Annotated in this window: 15 protein-coding genes; 8 read left to right on the top strand and 7 right to left on the bottom strand. The window is 71.7% G+C overall.

The annotated features are described in order from the left end of the window. Window positions 1-12: 12 nt before the first annotated feature. From ACFYWS_RS11050 to ACFYWS_RS11040, 3 genes are all read right to left on the bottom strand, one after another. Window positions 13-1,422, bottom strand: coding sequence for a DUF6421 family protein (locus ACFYWS_RS11050; protein ID WP_389272831.1), 1,410 nt, complete (start codon window positions 1,420-1,422; stop codon window positions 13-15). Between the two features lie 81 nt (window positions 1,423-1,503). Next, window positions 1,504-2,508 (bottom strand): alpha/beta hydrolase, encoded by a 1,005-nt coding sequence (locus tag ACFYWS_RS11045; RefSeq protein ID WP_389272828.1) that lies wholly within the window; start codon window positions 2,506-2,508, stop codon window positions 1,504-1,506. Between the two features lie 70 nt (window positions 2,509-2,578). Further along, window positions 2,579-3,709: an LLM class flavin-dependent oxidoreductase gene (locus ACFYWS_RS11040; protein ID WP_389272825.1), complete on the bottom strand. Its 1,131-nt coding sequence runs from the start codon at window positions 3,707-3,709 to the stop codon at window positions 2,579-2,581. Window positions 3,710-3,896: 187 nt separating this feature from the next. Between ACFYWS_RS11040 and ACFYWS_RS11035 the strand changes: the two genes are divergently transcribed. The 3 genes from ACFYWS_RS11035 (at window position 3,897) to ACFYWS_RS11025 (ending at window position 6,016) form a co-directional block, all read left to right on the top strand. Then, window positions 3,897-4,439 carry an FABP family protein gene (locus tag ACFYWS_RS11035; protein ID WP_389272822.1) on the top strand — a complete coding sequence of 181 codons (543 nt, stop codon included), beginning with the start codon at window positions 3,897-3,899 and terminating at the stop codon, window positions 4,437-4,439. Between the two features lie 25 nt (window positions 4,440-4,464). Further along, entirely contained in the window at window positions 4,465-5,067 is a 603-nt protein-coding gene (locus ACFYWS_RS11030) for a PadR family transcriptional regulator (protein WP_389272819.1), read from the top strand. A 265-nt stretch (window positions 5,068-5,332) separates the two neighbouring features. After that, complete coding sequence (locus ACFYWS_RS11025) at window positions 5,333-6,016, top strand: glycerophosphodiester phosphodiesterase (RefSeq protein WP_389272816.1); 684 nt, start codon at window positions 5,333-5,335, stop codon at window positions 6,014-6,016. A gap of 11 nt (window positions 6,017-6,027) precedes the next feature. Here the strand turns inward: ACFYWS_RS11025 and ACFYWS_RS11020 are convergent, their stop codons facing one another. Next, entirely contained in the window at window positions 6,028-6,561 is a 534-nt protein-coding gene (locus ACFYWS_RS11020; protein WP_389272813.1) for a GNAT family N-acetyltransferase, read from the bottom strand. Between the two features lie 82 nt (window positions 6,562-6,643). Between ACFYWS_RS11020 and ACFYWS_RS11015 the strand changes: the two genes are divergently transcribed. Continuing rightward, the gene (locus ACFYWS_RS11015) at window positions 6,644-7,036 is read left to right on the top strand and encodes a VOC family protein (RefSeq protein ID WP_389272809.1); all 393 of its coding nucleotides are present in this window, start codon (window positions 6,644-6,646) and stop codon (window positions 7,034-7,036) included. Between the two features lie 241 nt (window positions 7,037-7,277). Beyond that, complete coding sequence (locus ACFYWS_RS11010) at window positions 7,278-8,708, top strand: NAD(P)/FAD-dependent oxidoreductase (protein WP_389272806.1); 1,431 nt, start codon at window positions 7,278-7,280, stop codon at window positions 8,706-8,708. A 134-nt stretch (window positions 8,709-8,842) separates the two neighbouring features. On the opposite strand, the gene ACFYWS_RS11005 is transcribed toward ACFYWS_RS11010, so the two are convergent. Next, entirely contained in the window at window positions 8,843-10,240 is a 1,398-nt protein-coding gene (locus tag ACFYWS_RS11005; RefSeq protein WP_389272803.1) for an MFS transporter, read from the bottom strand. Between the two features lie 358 nt (window positions 10,241-10,598). On the opposite strand from ACFYWS_RS11005, the gene ACFYWS_RS11000 reads away from it, so the two are divergent. From ACFYWS_RS11000 to ACFYWS_RS10990, 3 genes are read left to right on the top strand one after another with little or no spacing between them, the layout of a single operon-like run. After that, entirely contained in the window at window positions 10,599-11,714 is a 1,116-nt protein-coding gene (locus tag ACFYWS_RS11000) for a Gfo/Idh/MocA family protein (RefSeq protein WP_389272800.1), read from the top strand. Continuing rightward, window positions 11,711-12,661 carry a PmoA family protein gene (locus tag ACFYWS_RS10995; protein WP_389272798.1) on the top strand — a complete coding sequence of 317 codons (951 nt, stop codon included), beginning with the start codon at window positions 11,711-11,713 and terminating at the stop codon, window positions 12,659-12,661. The genes ACFYWS_RS11000 and ACFYWS_RS10995 overlap by 4 nt, the downstream gene beginning before the upstream one ends. Continuing rightward, window positions 12,655-13,404 carry a cupin gene (locus tag ACFYWS_RS10990; RefSeq protein WP_389272795.1) on the top strand — a complete coding sequence of 250 codons (750 nt, stop codon included), beginning with the start codon at window positions 12,655-12,657 and terminating at the stop codon, window positions 13,402-13,404. Before ACFYWS_RS10995 ends, ACFYWS_RS10990 begins: the two co-directional genes overlap by 7 nt. Before the next feature lie 53 nt (window positions 13,405-13,457). On the opposite strand, the gene ACFYWS_RS10985 is transcribed toward ACFYWS_RS10990, so the two are convergent. Both ACFYWS_RS10985 and ACFYWS_RS10980 read right to left on the bottom strand, forming a co-directional pair. Further along, complete coding sequence (locus ACFYWS_RS10985) at window positions 13,458-13,994, bottom strand: MarR family winged helix-turn-helix transcriptional regulator (RefSeq protein WP_389272793.1); 537 nt, start codon at window positions 13,992-13,994, stop codon at window positions 13,458-13,460. 56 nt (window positions 13,995-14,050) lie between these two features. Continuing rightward, on the bottom strand, window positions 14,051-15,715 hold the full coding sequence (locus ACFYWS_RS10980) for an FUSC family protein (RefSeq protein WP_389272790.1): 1,665 nt from the start codon (window positions 15,713-15,715) through the stop codon (window positions 14,051-14,053). Window positions 15,716-15,816 lie beyond the last annotated feature (101 nt).

Genomic DNA, 15,816 nt, shown 5'->3' with positions numbered 1-15,816 from the left:
GGTCGCGGTGGCTCACGCGGCCACCTTCTCGGCACGCTCCGCCGTGATCCCCTTCGTGGAGGCGATCACGGTCTTCAGCTTCTTGGAGAGGGCCTCATAAAACATGCTGAGCGGAAACTCGTCGGGAAGCACCTCGTCCACGAGTTTGCGCGGCGGCAGGGACGTGTCCAGGGCGTCGGGGCCCTTCGCCCAGCGGGAGCCGGGGTGCGGGGACAGATACGTGGACACCAGGTCGTACGCGGCGAACCAGTGCACCAGCTTCGGGCGGTCGATGCCGTCGCGGTACAGCTTCTCGATCTCGCCGCACAGCTGGTTGGTCACCTCGGGGGCGCGCTGCCAGTCGATCAGCAGCTTGTTGTCCGTCCAGCGCACCACGTCGTGCTTGTGCAGGTACGCGAAGAGGAGCTGGCCGCCGAGACCGTCGTAGTTCTTGACCCGGTCACCGGTGACGGGGAAGCGGAACATCCGGTCGAAGAGAACGGCGTACTGCACGTCGCGCGCCTGCGGGACGCCGTCCGCCTCCAGCTTCACGGCCTCCTTGAAGGCGGTGAGGTCGCAGCGCAGCTCTTCGAGGCCGTACATCCAGAACGGCTGGCGCTGTTTGATCATGAACGGGTCGAAGGGCAGGTCACCGTGGCTGTGCGTGCGGTCGTGGACCATGTCCCACAGCACGAACGCCTGCTGGCAGCGGTCCTGGTCGGCGACCATCGCCTCGATGTCCGCGGGCAGTTCGACGCCGAGGATGTCGACGGCGGCCTCGGTGACGCGGCGGAAGCGGGCCGCCTCGCGGTCGCAGAAGATGCCGCCCCAGGAGAAGCGCTCGGGCGCCTCGCGCACGGCGATCGTCTCCGGGAAGAGCACCGCCGAGTTCGTGTCGTACCCGGAGGTGAAGTCCTCGAACGTGATGCCGCAGAACAGCGGGTTGTCGTAACGGGTCGCCTCCAGCTCGGCGAGCCACTCGGGCCACACCATGCGCAGCACGACGGCTTCCAGATTGCGGTCCGGATTGCCGTTCTGCGTGTACATCGCGAAGAGCACCAGGTGCTGGAGCCCGTCCCTGCGCTGCGCGGCGGGCTGGAAGGCGAGCAGCGAGTCCAGGAAGTCCGGGACCTCGAAGCCGCCCTCCATCCAGCGGCGCAGGTCGCGCACGAGCTCCTCGTGGTACGCGGCGTCGTGCGGCAGCAGCGGGGCGAGCTCCTCGACCGCGGCTATGACACGGCTCAGGATCCGCTCGGCGTCGGCCTTCGCCGGGGCGCCTTCCGCCTCGAAGTCGATCGAGCCGTCCTTGCTCTGCAGGGGCCTGAACTCTTCCACGGCGTCCTTGAGCAAGGGCCAGGCCGGGTGTTCCACCACCCTGGGTCCGACCACCTGGACCGGAGAAACTTCCCCCTCCGCACCAGCCTGCACAAGAATTTCCGTCATGTCCCAACCTCCACGGGAGAACCTCGCGTAAGAACACCGTATGCGTGCGAGGTTCCCGACCACAAGGGGGGTATCGGGAAATTATCCTGCGCCACCCCCCAGATCACCGCTGTTTTTCCTGTCGCAGGCGGTATTCACAATCGCCTCTACCGCTCCGGCCAGGGCCTGCCGGGAGTCCTCCAGGAGTGCGGGGAAGCCGAAGAAGCCGTGGAACATCTGCGGGAAGTGGTCCTCCGTGACCGCGACGCCCGCGTCGCGCAGCGCCTTCCCGTACGCCCGGCCCTCGTCGCACAGCGGATCGCAGCCGGCGGTGACGATGTGAGCGGCGGGCAACCCTGCGAGGTCCTCGGCGAGGAGCGGCGATACGCGGGGGTGGGCGGGGTCGCCGTCCGCGCCCAGGTACTGCTCGCGGAACCAGCCGCAGTGGGCCGCGGTGAGGAAGTAGCCCTCGGCGTTGGAGTCGAAGGAGCCGGACTTCTGGCGGGCGTCGGTGGCCGGGTAGACGAGGACCTGGCACGCGATGCCGGGACCGTCCTCGTCGCGCGCGATCTGCGCGACGACCGCGGCGAGGTTCCCGCCCGCGCTGTCACCCGCCACCGTCAACGCGCCCGGGTCGGCCCCCAGTTCGCGTGCGTGGTCGGCGGTCCAGCACACGGCGGCGTACGCGTCCTCGACGGCGGCGGGGAACGGGGCCTCGGGCGCGAGCCGGTAGTCCACCGAGACGACGACGGCGCCCGCGTCCCTGCACAGGGCGCGGGCGGTGTGGTCGTGGCTGTCGAGGTCGCAGATGACCCAGCCGCCACCGTGGAAGAAGACGACGACGGGGCGGGGGCCCGCCGCCTCGTCGGGCTCCGGCAGGTACACGCGCACGGGGATCGCGGGCGCGCCCGGCGGCCCGGGTATCTCGCGGTCCTCCACCGCCCCCACCACGGGCGCGGGGAACGGCGAATCGGGGGCGGCGGCGAGGATCCGGCGGGCCTCGACGGCATCGGTGACGGCGCCACCGAGGTCGGGGAACGCGGCGGCGATGGCGTCGACGAGAGGGCGCGCCCCGGGTGCGAGGCGGTCGGCCGGTTCGGGGGTCATGGACGGCTCCTGGGTCGGTGTGGCGGTGCGATCGCGGGGTGGCGGACGGATCCCTGCCCAGCGGCGGGCATCACGCACCGCCCTCGCCGCGGAAGTGCGGCATCACCTTCTCGCCCCACTGCCGCAGCGTCTCCATGCACGCCTCCTGCGGCACCGTGCCCATCTGGATCAGGCACATGATCTCGTCGGCGCCCGCGTCGCGGAGGCGCTCCACGTAGGCGATGGCGTCGTCGGCGGTGCCGTACGCGTGGTCCGCGTTGAAGGTGGCCGTGGCGGTGGGGCGGACGGGGATGTGGTGCTCGTGGAGGCGGGCGACGACCTGCTCGGCGGCCTTGCGCATCTCCTCCGCCTCGTCCGCGCCCTCCACGACGGCCTCGTCGGGGATGCCCGCGCCGCCGTACCAGTGCCCGATGGACTGCGCGAAGAAGCGCTGGCCGCGGATGCCGATGCTGCGCGCCGTCTCCCGGTCGTCGAGGACGATCGTCGGGCAGAGCACGGAGAAGTGGTCGTTGACGACGGAGGAGACATGGCGCTCCGGGGTGCGGGCCGCGATCGCCGCGTCGTAGGCGCCGCGCATGCCGGCGATCGCCTCCGGGCCCGCGAAGCCCATCACCAGGGCGCCGACGCCGAGTTCGGCGGCCTGGCGGAGCGTCTCCGTGCGGCTGCACGCGAGGAACAGCGGCGGGTGCGGGGTCTGCGCGGGGCGGGGCAGGATCGGGTGCGGGTCGATGTCGAGGAGCGGTCCGTGGTGCTCCAGCTCGTCCTTCTCCCACGCCTTCCCGATGATCCGCAGCGCCTCCTCGACCTCCTGCGTCGTCCGCTCCTTGTCGACGCCGCACAGCGACGTCTCCTGCGTGGTGCCGCCACGCCCCGCCCCGAGGTCGAGCCGCCCGCCGGACAGCAGGTCGAGCATGGCGGCGCGCTCGGCCACGCGCGCGGGGTGGTTGAAGTTGAACGGCATGCACACCACGCCGTGCCCGACGCGGATGCGGGTGGTGCGGGCCGCGACCCAGGTCAGGAAGATCTCCGGCGCGGACATGTGCGCGTACCACTTGAGGGAGTGGTGCTCGACCGCCCAGATCCGGTCGAAGCCCATCTCCTCGGCGAGCACGGCCTGTTCGACGCTGTCGCGCAGCAGCTGGTGCTCGCGTTCGACGGTGGGGTCGGCGAGCTGGGCCTCGAAGATGACGCTGAACTTCACGGTGCCTCCCGAGCGGTCGGTGCAGTGAGTGCTGTCGGTGCAGTGGATGCGGCGGGCTCCATATGACTAGTAGCTATATGACGACTCGTCAGAGATGGGAAGGGGCACGACGCTCCACACAGGCGCTGCGGGCGATCCGGCCACGCTCTACGCTTCCCCGGTAACCCCCTAGCCCCAGGAGCCACCCGTGTTCGACCCCACGCCCGCGCCCGCCTACCCGTACGGCGAGACCCCCGAGCCGCACCCGCTGCTCGCGCCCGTCCTCGGCCTCCTCGGCAGCTGGCACGGCCGGGGCCGGGGCGAATACCCCACCCTGGACAGCGACTTCACGTACGCGCAGGAGGTCACGTTCAGCCACGACGGCAGGCCCTTCCTGCGGTACGAGGCGCGGGCCTGGCTGATCGACGCCGACGACGCCCCCGTGCGGCCCGCCGCGCGCGAGAGCGGCTGGTGGCGGATCCAGCCCGAGGGCCGCGTCGAGGCGTTGATCACGCAGCCCACGGGGATCGCGGAGATCATGGTCGGCGCCGCCGCCGACGGCACGGTCGAGCTCGCGACGCACACCGTGGGCCTCACTCCGACCGCCAAGCGGGTCGACGCGACGGGGCGCCGCTACGCGCTCGCCGACGAGGACACCCTCACGTTCACCCACGACCTCGCGGCCGTCGGCCAACCGCTCCAGCACCACCTCTCGGCTCAGCTGCGCAGGCAGCAGGTCTTGCGCCCGTGACCTCCGCTGGCTTCAATGCGGAGCCATGCCGAACACGCAGCTGCCGCCGACCGCCTGGGCCGTGCTCGGGCTGCTGTCCTTCCCGCCCGGCGAGCGGACCGGGTACGAGCTGAAGAAGTGGGCGGACGCGTCACTGCGCTTCTTCTACGGCTCCCCCGCCTTCAGCCAGATCTACGCCGAGCTGCGCAGGCTGGAGCGGCTCGGCTACGCCACGTCCCGGCGCTCGGGCCCGGAGGAGCCGCGCACCAAACGCACGTACGCCATCACGCGCGCGGGCCGGGACGCGCTCGCCGCATGGGCGGCCGGCGACCGGGACACGGCCGCCGTGTCGCTGCGGCACCCGGTGCTGCTGCGCGTATGGCTGGGGCATCTCGCCGCCCCGGGGCGGCTGCGCACGCTCGTCGAGGAGCATGTGGCGCGCGCCGAGGGCGAGTTGAAGGAGGTTCGGGACGCGCTCGCGCGGGCGGAGGGCGTGGAGGCGTGGGCGCACCCGCAGATCGCGCTGCGCTGGAGCGAGCGGCACCTGGCGGCCGAAGTGGATCTCGCTCAGGGCATGTTGGCGGACCTCGACGCGCTGCCCGCCGCCCCAGAAGTCAACGCCGACGGGGACGCGCCCACCACCGGGTGAGCGAACTCGCGCCGAGGGTGACCCGCCCGGTAGGACGGGCCGCACCCCTGCCCGTACCGCCCGGAGGCGCATCCGCCATGAGTACCCGTGCCGTCCTCGTCGCCGCCGTGATCACCGGATTGATCCTCGGGGTCGTGGGCACCAGAACCCATGACTCCGGTCCTTCTCGTAGGCACGGTTCCCTGACGCAGACGGCCCGTTAGTGTACGAGTCTGTCGCGTCCGCGCGGCAGCACCGAGCCGCAGTCGACGGAGGCGAGACGACCTTGAACTTCCTCACCATCGGGCATCGCGGAGCCATGGGTCTCGAACCCGAGAACACCCTGAGGTCCTTCGTCGCCGCCGAGCGCGGGGGACTCGACATCATCGAACTCGACCTGCACCTGAGCAAGGACGGCGCGCTCGTCGTCATGCACGACGCCGACGTCGACCGGACCACGGACGGCAGCGGGCCGATCGCCGAGAAGACCCTCGCCGAGATCCGCGGCCTCGACGCCGGGCGCGGCGAGCGCGTACCGGTCTTCGAGGAGGTGCTCGACGCGGTCGGCTCCCCTCTGCAAGCGGAGATCAAGGACACGGCGGCGGCGCGGGCGCTCGCCGATGTGATGCTGCGCCGCGATCTGGTGCACCGGGTCGAGGTGATCTCGTTCCACGACGAGGCGATCGCCGAGATCGCCCGGCTCGTGCCGGGCGTGCGCACGGCGCTCGTCGCCAGCCGCTACGGCACCGGCGTCGTCGAGCGGGCCGTCACGGCGGGCGCCACGACGCTGGTGCTCAACATCCGGCGGCTCACGCAGGAGATCGTCGAGCACGCCCGCAAGGCCGACCTGCGGATCATCGGCTGGGTCGTGAACACCCAGGACGATCTGCGGCTCGTACGAGCGCTCGGCCTCGACGGCGCGACCACCGACTACCCGGAGATCAAGCGCACCGGCCGCTTCACCGCGTGAGCGCCGACTGACTACGGAAGCGGCTTGACGAGCAGCTCGAACCTGAGGTCGTCGCGCTGCGGGATGCCGAAGCGCTCGTCGCCGTACGGGAAGGGGCTGAACCGTCCCGTACGGCGGTAGCCGCGGCGCTCGTACCAGGCGATGAGGTCCTCGCGGGCGTCGATCACCGTCATGTGCATCTCACCGACGCCCCACGTCTCGCGGGCCCTGCGCTCGGCCTCCGCGATGATCGTCTTGCCGAGGCCCGCGCCCTGCTGGGCGGGGCTGACCGCGAACATGCCGAAGTAGGCGTACTCGCCGCGGTGCTCCAGCTGGCAGCAGGCGACGACCGCACCGTCCCGCTCCACCGTGAGCAGCCGGCTGTCGGGGTCCTCGATGACCTCGAGCACGCCCTGCGGGTCGGTCCGCTGCCCCTGGAGGATGTCCGCCTCCGTGGTCCAGCCGGTCCGGCTGGAGTCCCCTCGGTAGGCCGACTCGATGAGGGCGACGAGCACGTCGACGTCCTTGGGCCCGGCGTCACGGAAGACGAGGTCGACGGTGGTCATGTGAGGGCCTCCAGATTGATTGAGGGCGGCGAGCGTGCGGGACGCCGTCGAGATTAACGCGGGCGCACTACGCTCCGTCGGCATGGTTCACGTACTGAGCAGCAGGGTCCTGATCCGGCCGACCGACCCCGAGCGGTCACGGGCGTTCTACGGCGAGGCGCTGGGCCTCGCGGTCTACCGGGAGTTCGGCACCGGGCCCGAGCGGGGCACCGTGTATTTCCTCGGCGGCGGATTCCTGGAGGTGGCGGGCCGCTCCGCGGAGCCTCCGGTCCCGAGCCTCAAGCTGTGGATGCAGGTGGCCGATGTGCACGCGGCGCACGAGGAGCTGGCCGGACGGGGCGTCACGGTGGTCCGGGAGCCGGTCAAGGAGCCGTGGGGCCTCATCGAAATGTGGATCACGGACCCGGACGGCCACGAGATCGTCCTCGTGGAGGTGCCGCAGGAACATCCGATCCGATACCGGCCGGGAATCTGAACCGCCTTGGCTCGGACGTCCGCATCGCCCGAACGGCGTAGGCCGTGGAGCCCCGCGTACAGGGTGGTTCGGGGCGGTGGGGACGCGGGCCGGGTGTGCCGTGCTGTCCGTAGAACGCGTGCGGTGGCCCGGCCGGGGGCGCAGGATGGCGTGAGTTCGGGATTCGGTGTGCCGAATCCGGATACGCAGGGATCGACGACGCCCACCGTTCCCACGCAGCCCACCCCAGGAGAGATCCGACATGACCACTCCGCGGAACACCAGCGCTTCCCGTACGTCGTCCGTGCCCCGGATCCTGATCATCGGCGCGGGATTCGCCGGGATGGAGTGCGCGCACAAGCTGGAGAAGTCGCTCAAGCCCGGAGAGGCGGTGCTGCGGCTCATCAGCCCCACCGCGCACCAGCTGTATCTGCCACTGCTTCCGCACGTGGCCTCCGGCGTGCTCACACCGCAGTCCGTGGCGGTGCCGCTGCGCAGGATGCTGCGGCGCACCTCGATCGTGCCGGGCGGCGCGATCGGCGTGGACCCGCAGGCGAAGGCCGTCGTCGTACGGAAGATAAACGGCGAGGTCAGCATCGAGCACTACGACTACCTGGTGCTCACGCCGGGCAGCGTGACGCGCCAGTTCGACATCCCCGGCCTGGACAAGTACGCGGTCGGCGTCAAGACGCTCGGTGAGGCGGCCTGGATCCGCGACCACGTGATCACCCAGCTCGACCTGGCCGCGGCCAGCTCCGATCCGGCCGAGCAGGCCGCGCGCCTGCAGTTCGTCGTGGTCGGCGGCGGCTACGCGGGCACGGAGACGGCCGCGTATCTGCAGCGCCTGACGACCGCGGCGGTCAAGCGCTACCCCGGACTCGACCCCAAGCTCATCAAGTGGCACCTGGTCGATGTGGCCCCCAAGCTCATGCCGGAGCTGGGCGAGCGGCTCGGTGACAAGGCCATGGACATCCTGGAGCGGCGCGGGGTGCATGTCTCGCTCGGGGTGTCGGTGGCGAGCGTCACCGAGGACACGGTGACGCTCACCGACGGGCGCGAGCTGCCCTGCCACACGTTGATCTGGACGGCCGGTGTCGCGCCCAGCCCGCTCGTGGCGACCCTCGGGGCGGAGACCAACCGCGGCCGGCTGGTGGTGACACCCGAGCTGACCGTGCCCGGGCTCGACGGCGTGTTCGCGCTGGGCGACGCGGCCGCCGTCCCCGACCTCGTCAAGGGCGGCGACGCGATGTGCCCGCCGACCGCGCAGCACGCGATGCGGCAGGGCTGGGCGGCCGCCCGCAACATCCTCGCGTCGGTGCGCGGCACCCCGCTGACGCCCTACCGCCACAAGGACCTGGGCCTCGTCGTCGACCTGGGCGGCATCCAGGCGGTGTCGAAGCCGCTGGGCATCCAGCTGACCGGGCTGCCCGCCCAAGTCGTCGCGCGCGGCTACCACTTGGGCGCGCTGCGCACCCTGACGGCGCGGTTCCGCACGGCGGCCAACTGGGGCCTCAACGCGGTCGCCGGCGACGACTTCGTCCGCACCGGCTTCCAGCGGCACCGTCCCGCGACGCTCAGGGACTTCGAGATGACCGACGCGTATCTCTCGGCCGAGGAGCTGCACGAGGTGATCGCGGCGCGGGTCGACGGCCGCTCGATGTCCCCGGAGAAACCGGATCTCCCGATCACCTGACGTCACCGGGGCGCAGGCCCCGTCGGCGTTGGGGAGTTGCTCACGGCACACGCCCGGGCCGGTCGTCCCGTGTCGGCCGAACCGGGCGAGTCCAGCGACGCGTTACCCGACTCCACGCCCGCGCCGCGGCCTCACTACTTCCCCGCCGCGCGCAGCTCCTCATACGCCTCACGGGACAACGGCTTCGCGTCCGGGCTGCCGAGTTGGTCGAGCGGGACGCGGTACGTCTCCGGGGACTTCCACGTCGCGATCGAGGCGACGACGGTGATGGCGAGGCAGAGGGTGCCGATGACGAGCGGCACGTTCGAGGAGCCGGGCGGAGCCACCAGCGTGAAGATCGTCGGCAGGAAGGCGACGATCGCCAGGCCGATGTTCTGCGCCAGCGCGAACCCGGTGACACGGCGGGCCGCCGGGAACAGTTCCTGGAAGAAGCAGGCGAACGTGGCGTTCCAGCACTGGTAGGCGATGCCCCAGGAGAGGACCGCGAGTACGAAGGTCAGCGGCACGTTGTTCGCGCTGACCGCCCACAGGTACGGGTAGCAGAGCACACCCGCCGCGAGACCGCCCCCGATCATGATCGGGCGGCGGCCGAACCGGTCGGAGAGGTGGCCGAAGACCGGGACGACGAACATGCCCGCCACGTTCGCGGCGATCTGGATCCAGAGGTAGACGCTCGTGCTCATGCCGACGCCGTAGCCGGACTGCGTCGCGTAGGCGCCGCCGAACACCGAGACCGTGACGCCGATGACGTTGACGAGGGTCATGCCCACCGCGCGGACGATCTCCCGCCAGTTCTCCCGGAACGCCTCGACCAGCGGCACCTTGTGCGCCTCGGGACCGGCCTCCTGCTGCTCCTCGAAGGTCTTCGTCTCCTCCACGCGCCGCCGGATCAGGAAGCCGGCGAGGACGACCACGGCGCTCAGCACGAACGGGACGCGCCAGCCCCAGGACGTGAAGGCCTCGTCGGACAGCAGCATCGACATGGGCAGGAAGATCGCGGCGCCGAGGATCTGCCCGGCGACGGTCCCGTGCAGGGCGAAGCTCGCGAGGAAGCCGCGCCTGCCGTGCGGAGCGTGCTCGATGATCATCGCGCTGGCCCCGCTCAGCTCGCCCGCCACGGCGAAGCCCTGCACGAGGCGGACGAGGGTCAGCAGGATCGGCGCGATGATCCCGACCTGGCTGTAGGTGGGCAGCAGTGCCACCACGAACGTGGAGACACCCATCAGGAACATGGCCAGGACCAGGACGTTCTTCCGGCCCTTCTTGTCTCCCCAGTGGCCGAGCACGGCGGCGCCGATGGGGCGCGCGACGTAGCCGACGGCATAGGTGCCCAGCGACGCGAGCACGGCGATCGTCGCGTTGCCCTCCGGGAAGAAGATCCCCGGGAAGACGAGCGCCGCCGCCTGGGCGTAGATGAACCAGTCGTAGTACTCGAGGGCACTGCCGATCCAGCCGCTGGCCGCGGCCTTCCTCGACATCGCCCGCCCAGTGGCGGGCGCGTCCGCGGTACGCGACTCCTTTGACGCGGTCACGCTCATGGCTCTCCTAGGTGTGATCAGGCCGCAGCACCGAATGGAAAGCGCTTGCACAGGAGGCAGCCGCAACCGCTCTTGAAACGCTCTATTGGTGGTGGCCTCGCGGCTCCGCGCTCGACAGCGGAGGGTGGTCGACCTGCGGGCGGGTCCATACGAACCCGCGGCGTACGCCCGTGTCAATGGATTCCGGAAGCTTTCCCATCCGGGGAAGCGAAGCGACTGAGACGTTTCAAAATGTGGGCCTCGATCGCCGGCCGGACCCCCGGACCCTCTTGTCCGGACCCGCGTCACCCACTTAGGGTCACAGACACGGAAAGCGCTTTCCCCCTCCGACAGCTCTCCGCGAGGAACCCGCATGCCAAGCCCCGCCCGCCAGGGATCCCGTCTGCGTGCCGCCGTCGTCGGCACGGGCGCGATCGTCACCGGCAGCCACCTGCCCGCCCTCGTCTCCCTGCGCGATCGCGTCGAACTCGTCGCCGCCGTCGACGTGGACCAGGCCCGCCTCGACGGATTCCGCGCCCAGGCCGCCGACGCCGGGTTCGCGGACGTCTCCGTGCACACCGACCTGACCGCGATGCTCGAAGAGGCGAGGCCGGACCTCGTCCTCATCGGCACCCCGCCGGTGTTCCACCGCGAACAGACCATCGCGGCGCTCAAGTCCGGCGCCTGGGTGCTGTGCGAGAAGCCGCTCACCCTGTCCCTCGCCGAGTACGACGAGATCGCCGCCGCCGAGGAGGCCGGCGGCGCCTACGCGTCCGTCGTCTTCCAGCACCGCTACGGCTCGGGCGCCGTGCACGCCCGCTCCCTGCTCGGCGAGGGCACGCTCGGCCGTCCGCTCGTCGCCCACTGCCAGACGACCTGGTACCGGGACGCCGCGTACTACGAGGTGCCCTGGCGCGGCCGTTGGGCCAGCGAGGGCGGCGGTCCCGTCATGGGCCACGGCATCCACCAGTACGACCTGATGCTGCATCTGCTCGGCGAGTGGACCGAGATCCGGGCGATGGCGGCCCGCCTGGTGCACGACACGGAGAGCGAGGACGTGTCGACCGCACTCGTCCGCTTCAAGGACGGCGCCCTCGGTACGGTCGTCAACTCCGTGCTCTCGCCCGACGAGACGAGCCGCATCCGCATCGACTGCGAGAAGGCCACGGTCGAGCTGACGCACCTGTACGGGCACGGCAACGACGACTGGCACTACACCCCGGCCCCGGGCAGCGAGCAACCGCCCGCGCCCACCGCCGACGTACCCAGTTCACACACCGCGCAGCTGACCGCGCTGCTCGACGCGTACGACGTCGGCAGCCGCCCGCCCGGCAGCGGCCAAAGCGCCCGCAGCACACTGGAGTTCGCCGCCGCGCTGTACAAGTCGGCGTTCACCGGTGCCACGGTCGCGGCCGGCGAGATCGGCCCCGGCGACCCGTTCTACGCCACGATGCACGGAGACCACCCGGATTGGAGCCCGAAGCAGTGAGCAGCGCCGAGAACTCGCTCGAAATCACCCACACCCACGGCGACCGCGTCGTGGTGCGCTCCACCGCGACCGGCACGGACCTCTTCTCCTACGTCTACAAGCCGGACCCGGACGCCTTCGAGGCCCGCAAGCCGTACGTGCATCCGCTGCGCACCCTGTCCGGCAACCTCGTCTCGGGCTACCGGCCCAATGACCACCGCTGGCACAAGGGCCTGCAGATGACGGCCAGCCACCTGTCCGGGCAGAACTTCTGGGGCGGCAACTCCTATGTCCACGGCGAGGGTTACCTCCCGCTGCACGATCGCATCGGTTCGATGCGCCACGACGGCTTCGACTCCGTCGAGGCCGGTACCGATGAGCTGAGCTTCACCGAGCGCCTGACCTGGATCGAGAACGGCGGCTCCGAGTGGGCTCACGAGCGGCGCGGCGTCCGTGTGCACGCGGTGGACCCGGAGTCCGGTTCGTACGCCGTCGACTGGTCGATCGAGCTGACGAACACCCGCGCCGACGGCGAGGCGCTGCGCTTCGGCTCGCCGACCACCGCGGGGCGCGAGATGGCCGGGTACACGGGCCTGCAGTGGCGCGGGCCGCGCGACTTCACGGGCGGCAAGGTGTTCGGGCCTCAAGGAGACGCCTCCGACGGCGAGTTGATGGGCACGCAAGGTCCGTGGCTGGCGTTCACCGGCGAGCACGACGACGTCGACGCGCACTCGACGCTGGTGTTCGAGCACGCTCCGGAGAACCTCGACGCCACGCGGGCGGTCCACGCCTCGCACTGGTTCGTGCGCTCGCAGCCGATTCCGACGGTCGCGTTCTCCTGGGCGTTCTTCGAGGAGTTCGAGCTGCCGGCGGGTGAGACGTTCCGCTACCGGTACCGGATCGTGGTCGCCGACGGCGCCTGGGACGAGGAGCGGGTCGCGAGCCGCCTGAAGGAACTCGCGTGGTGAGCCCCGACGCCTCGGGCCTCGACCGGCCGCTGCCCGGCGGGATCGGTCTCTCCCACATCTCCGCGTACGACTGGCGGGCGGCGGACGGTGTCTGTGGCGGCAGTCCGCATCTGCACCTGGTGTGCACGGAGGCGTACGTCGTGACGGGCGGGCACGGCGCGGTGCAGACGCTGAGCCCGGACGGCTACCGGGACACGCCTCTTGAGGCGGGTTCGCTCGCGTGGTTCGAGCCGGGCACGGTGCACCGCATGGTGCAGGGCGAGGATCTGCGGATCACCGTCCTGATGCAGAACAGCGGGCTGCCGGAGGCGGGCGACGCGGTGTTCACGTTCCCGCCGGAGTATCTGGCCGACCCGGAGAAGTACGCGGCGGCCGCGGCGCTTCCTGCGGGCCCCGGGGCGGAGGCGGCCGCGCGCCGTCGCCGGGATCTCGCGGTCGAGGGCTATCTGCCGCTGCGCGAGGCGCTCGCGGCCGGCGACGCGGAACCGCTGCGCGCGTTCCAGCGGGCGGCCGCCGACCTGGTCCGCCCCCGCGTCGCGGCCTGGCGCGAGCTGTGGCGCACCGGCGCCCTGACGGCGGCCGAGCGCACGGGCGCCCAACTCGACGCCCTGGAGCGGGGCGAGGCCGACGCCTACCTGTCCACGTCGACCGCCCACACCTCCATGCCGACACGCCACGGCGGCCTCGGCATGTGCGGCCGCCGGGAGGAGTACGGCATCGAGGGGGCGACGGTGCCGCGCTGACCCCCCGTGGGTGGGCCCGAGCAGGCACAGCACTCAGCGCCCGCAGCAGCTCCCTAGGGCGGGCCCGCGCCCAGTCGTCCCTCCAGCTGGAGCAGCAAATCCCCCAGCAGACCGCTGAGTTGGGCGTCCTTGTCCGCGCCGAGACCTGCGAGGACCGAGCCCTCGTACGCGAGTTGGCTCGGGAGCAGTTCGTCGACGAGGGCGCGGCCCTCGTCCGTCAGGCTCAGGTGGGAGACGCGGCGGTCGCGGGTGTCGCCGCGGCGGGAGATGAGGCCGCGTTCCTGGAGCTGTTTGAGGCGCTTGGTGACGGCGGCACCGGAGGCGAACGTCTCGCGGGCGAGGTCGCCGGGGGTGAGCTCGCGGCCGGTCCTGCGCAGCGTGCCGAGCAGGTCGAACTCGGCCCTGGTCAGGCCCGCGTGCCGCAGCGGAGCGTCCTCGGCCTGCTGGAGCAGCGCGGCGCACCGGTTGATGCGGCCGATGATCTCCATCGGGCCGGTGTCGATGTCGGGGCGCACGGCCTGCCACTGCCGTACGACCGACGACACGATGTCGTGCGGCCCCGTTGCCGCCGCGTCTTGCTGCGTGCTCATGCCTGCCTGACCGGACCTTCCTCATGGGCCGAACGTGGTGCGTCCGCCACTATCCGCTACTTCTGGGCGCCCGCACCACTCGGGTCGCCCGTCATCGCCTGCCGCCGGACCGTGGCCGCGAGCGTGCGGTGGCCGGACTGTTCGGCGGCGAGGACGCGCTCTTCCGGCAGGGCGCGCTGCCACCACTCGCCGGCCGCGGTGTCGGCGGCGGCGCGCAGTTCGACGAGGGCGGCGGTGAGGCCGCGGCGGGCCGTCTCCAGGGCGGCGTGGCCGGGGGCGGGCAGCGCGAGGGTGCGTTCGGCGCTCTCGCGGGCGGTGTCGCTCGCGGCGAGGGCCTGCTCGATGCCGTCGGTGGCACGCCGGTTGGTGACGACGATGGCCGCGACGACGCCGAGCACGGCGCCGACGAGGGTGTCGACGATGCGGTCGCCGATCAGTTCACCGGGCTCCTGGTAGCGGGCGAACTCGGTGACCAGCAGCGCCATCGGCGTCACGCACAGACTGCCCAGCCAGTAGTTGCGGGTGATGAGCGCCTCGGCCCCGAAGGCGCAGGCGAGGCAGCACAGTACGAGGGCGAGCCGGCTGGCGTGGGCGAGCGGGACGACGGCGGCGAAGACGAGGACACCGGCGATGTTGCCGACGACGCGCTGAACGCCGCGGTTCCAGGACAGCGTGATGTTGGCCTGGTAGATCGAGGCGGCGGTGACGAGGGCCCAGTAGGGGCGGCCGACACCGAGGGCGAGCGAACCGTATCCGGCGAGGGCGCAGCCGACGAACGTACGCAGGGCGATGGGCAGCAGCGGGGAGCCGGGGCCGATCCGCCGCCACAGCGAGGGCTTGCTGTCCGCGAGCTCGGCCTCGATGCCGAGGAGTTCGTCGTCCATCCCGGCGATGCGCGCGGGCCGCGGCACCGAGCCCGCTCCGCGCAGCCCGCCCGCCCAGGCGCGCAGCCGGCCCGCGTCGGTGTCGCCGGGTGCGGCGATGGCGACCTCGGCGCGCAGCACGAGCCGCTCAAGGGCGCGCCGCGCCTCGGTGCGCGCCCCGGTGGCGAGCAGCGACTGCCACGCGGCGTGCACGGCGGCGGCCGCCGCACCACGGGCGGGTGCGTGCTCGGGGCGCTCGACGTACGCGGCGGCGGCGTTCAGCGCGCGGGCGGTGGCGCGGCGCTCGGGGCCGTGGGGCCGGACCAGGGCCGGGGCCATGCCGACGATCCAGGACACGGCACCGGCGGCCAGCGTCAGCGCGAGATGGCCGGGCACCTGGCCGAGGGTCTGCGGAGCGAACAGCGTCGCGGAGCTGATGAACGTGAAGATCAGGTGTCCGGGCGGCCCGATCCGGGTGGCGTCGCACAGCGTCTTCTGTGCGGCGGCGAGCAGCGCGCCGATGGCGACGAGGACGGCCGCGGACGAGGTGAGCGAGGCGGAGACCAGGGCGACCGCGATGCTCGCGAGCATCCCGGCGACCACCCACGCCAGCGCACGCGCGCGTGCCGCGTACGGGAGGTTGTGTCCGTACAGGGCACACAGGCTGCCCGCCATCGTGTACATGGCCAGGTCGAGCCGGCCGAGGGCGAGCAGCGCCAGGTTCGGTATCGCGGTGGCGACGACCACACTGGTCGCGGGCTTGAGCCAGACGTCCGACGGCTTGTTGAGGCGCAGCACTCCGGCGAGCGGGAGGCGATGGACTGCGGGGGTGCGAGGTGACGGGGGTGTGCTGCTCATAAGGAAACCTTAGCAGGTGTTTTACCCGTAAACGATCCGCGCGACCGCCCGTGCTCCCCTGCGCCGCCATACGCCCCTGCCCGCCGGGGCATCTCCCTGAC

The organism is Streptomyces sp. NPDC002795, from assembly GCF_042888725.1.
Taxonomy (GTDB): domain Bacteria; phylum Actinomycetota; class Actinomycetes; order Streptomycetales; family Streptomycetaceae; genus Streptomyces.
Note: the sequence above shows the minus strand (reverse complement) of the source record. Positions and strands in the feature narration are given on the sequence as shown.

Excerpts from the sequence above, each read along its gene's own strand:
- ACFYWS_RS11050 (WP_389272831.1), bottom strand. The coding sequence starts at position 1,422 with ATGACGGAAATTCTTGTGCAGGCTGGTGCGGAGGGGGAAGTTTCTCCG.
- ACFYWS_RS11045 (WP_389272828.1), bottom strand. The coding sequence starts at position 2,508 with ATGACCCCCGAACCGGCCGACCGCCTCGCACCCGGGGCGCGCCCTCTC.
- ACFYWS_RS11000 (WP_389272800.1), top strand. The coding sequence starts at position 10,599 with ATGCCAAGCCCCGCCCGCCAGGGATCCCGTCTGCGTGCCGCCGTCGTC.
- ACFYWS_RS10985 (WP_389272793.1), bottom strand. The coding sequence starts at position 13,994 with ATGAGCACGCAGCAAGACGCGGCGGCAACGGGGCCGCACGACATCGTG.
- ACFYWS_RS11030 (WP_389272819.1), top strand. The coding sequence starts at position 4,465 with ATGCCGAACACGCAGCTGCCGCCGACCGCCTGGGCCGTGCTCGGGCTG.
- ACFYWS_RS11020 (WP_389272813.1), bottom strand. The coding sequence starts at position 6,561 with ATGACCACCGTCGACCTCGTCTTCCGTGACGCCGGGCCCAAGGACGTC.
- ACFYWS_RS11015 (WP_389272809.1), top strand. The coding sequence starts at position 6,644 with ATGGTTCACGTACTGAGCAGCAGGGTCCTGATCCGGCCGACCGACCCC.
- ACFYWS_RS10980 (WP_389272790.1), bottom strand. The coding sequence starts at position 15,715 with ATGAGCAGCACACCCCCGTCACCTCGCACCCCCGCAGTCCATCGCCTC.
- ACFYWS_RS11010 (WP_389272806.1), top strand. The coding sequence starts at position 7,278 with ATGACCACTCCGCGGAACACCAGCGCTTCCCGTACGTCGTCCGTGCCC.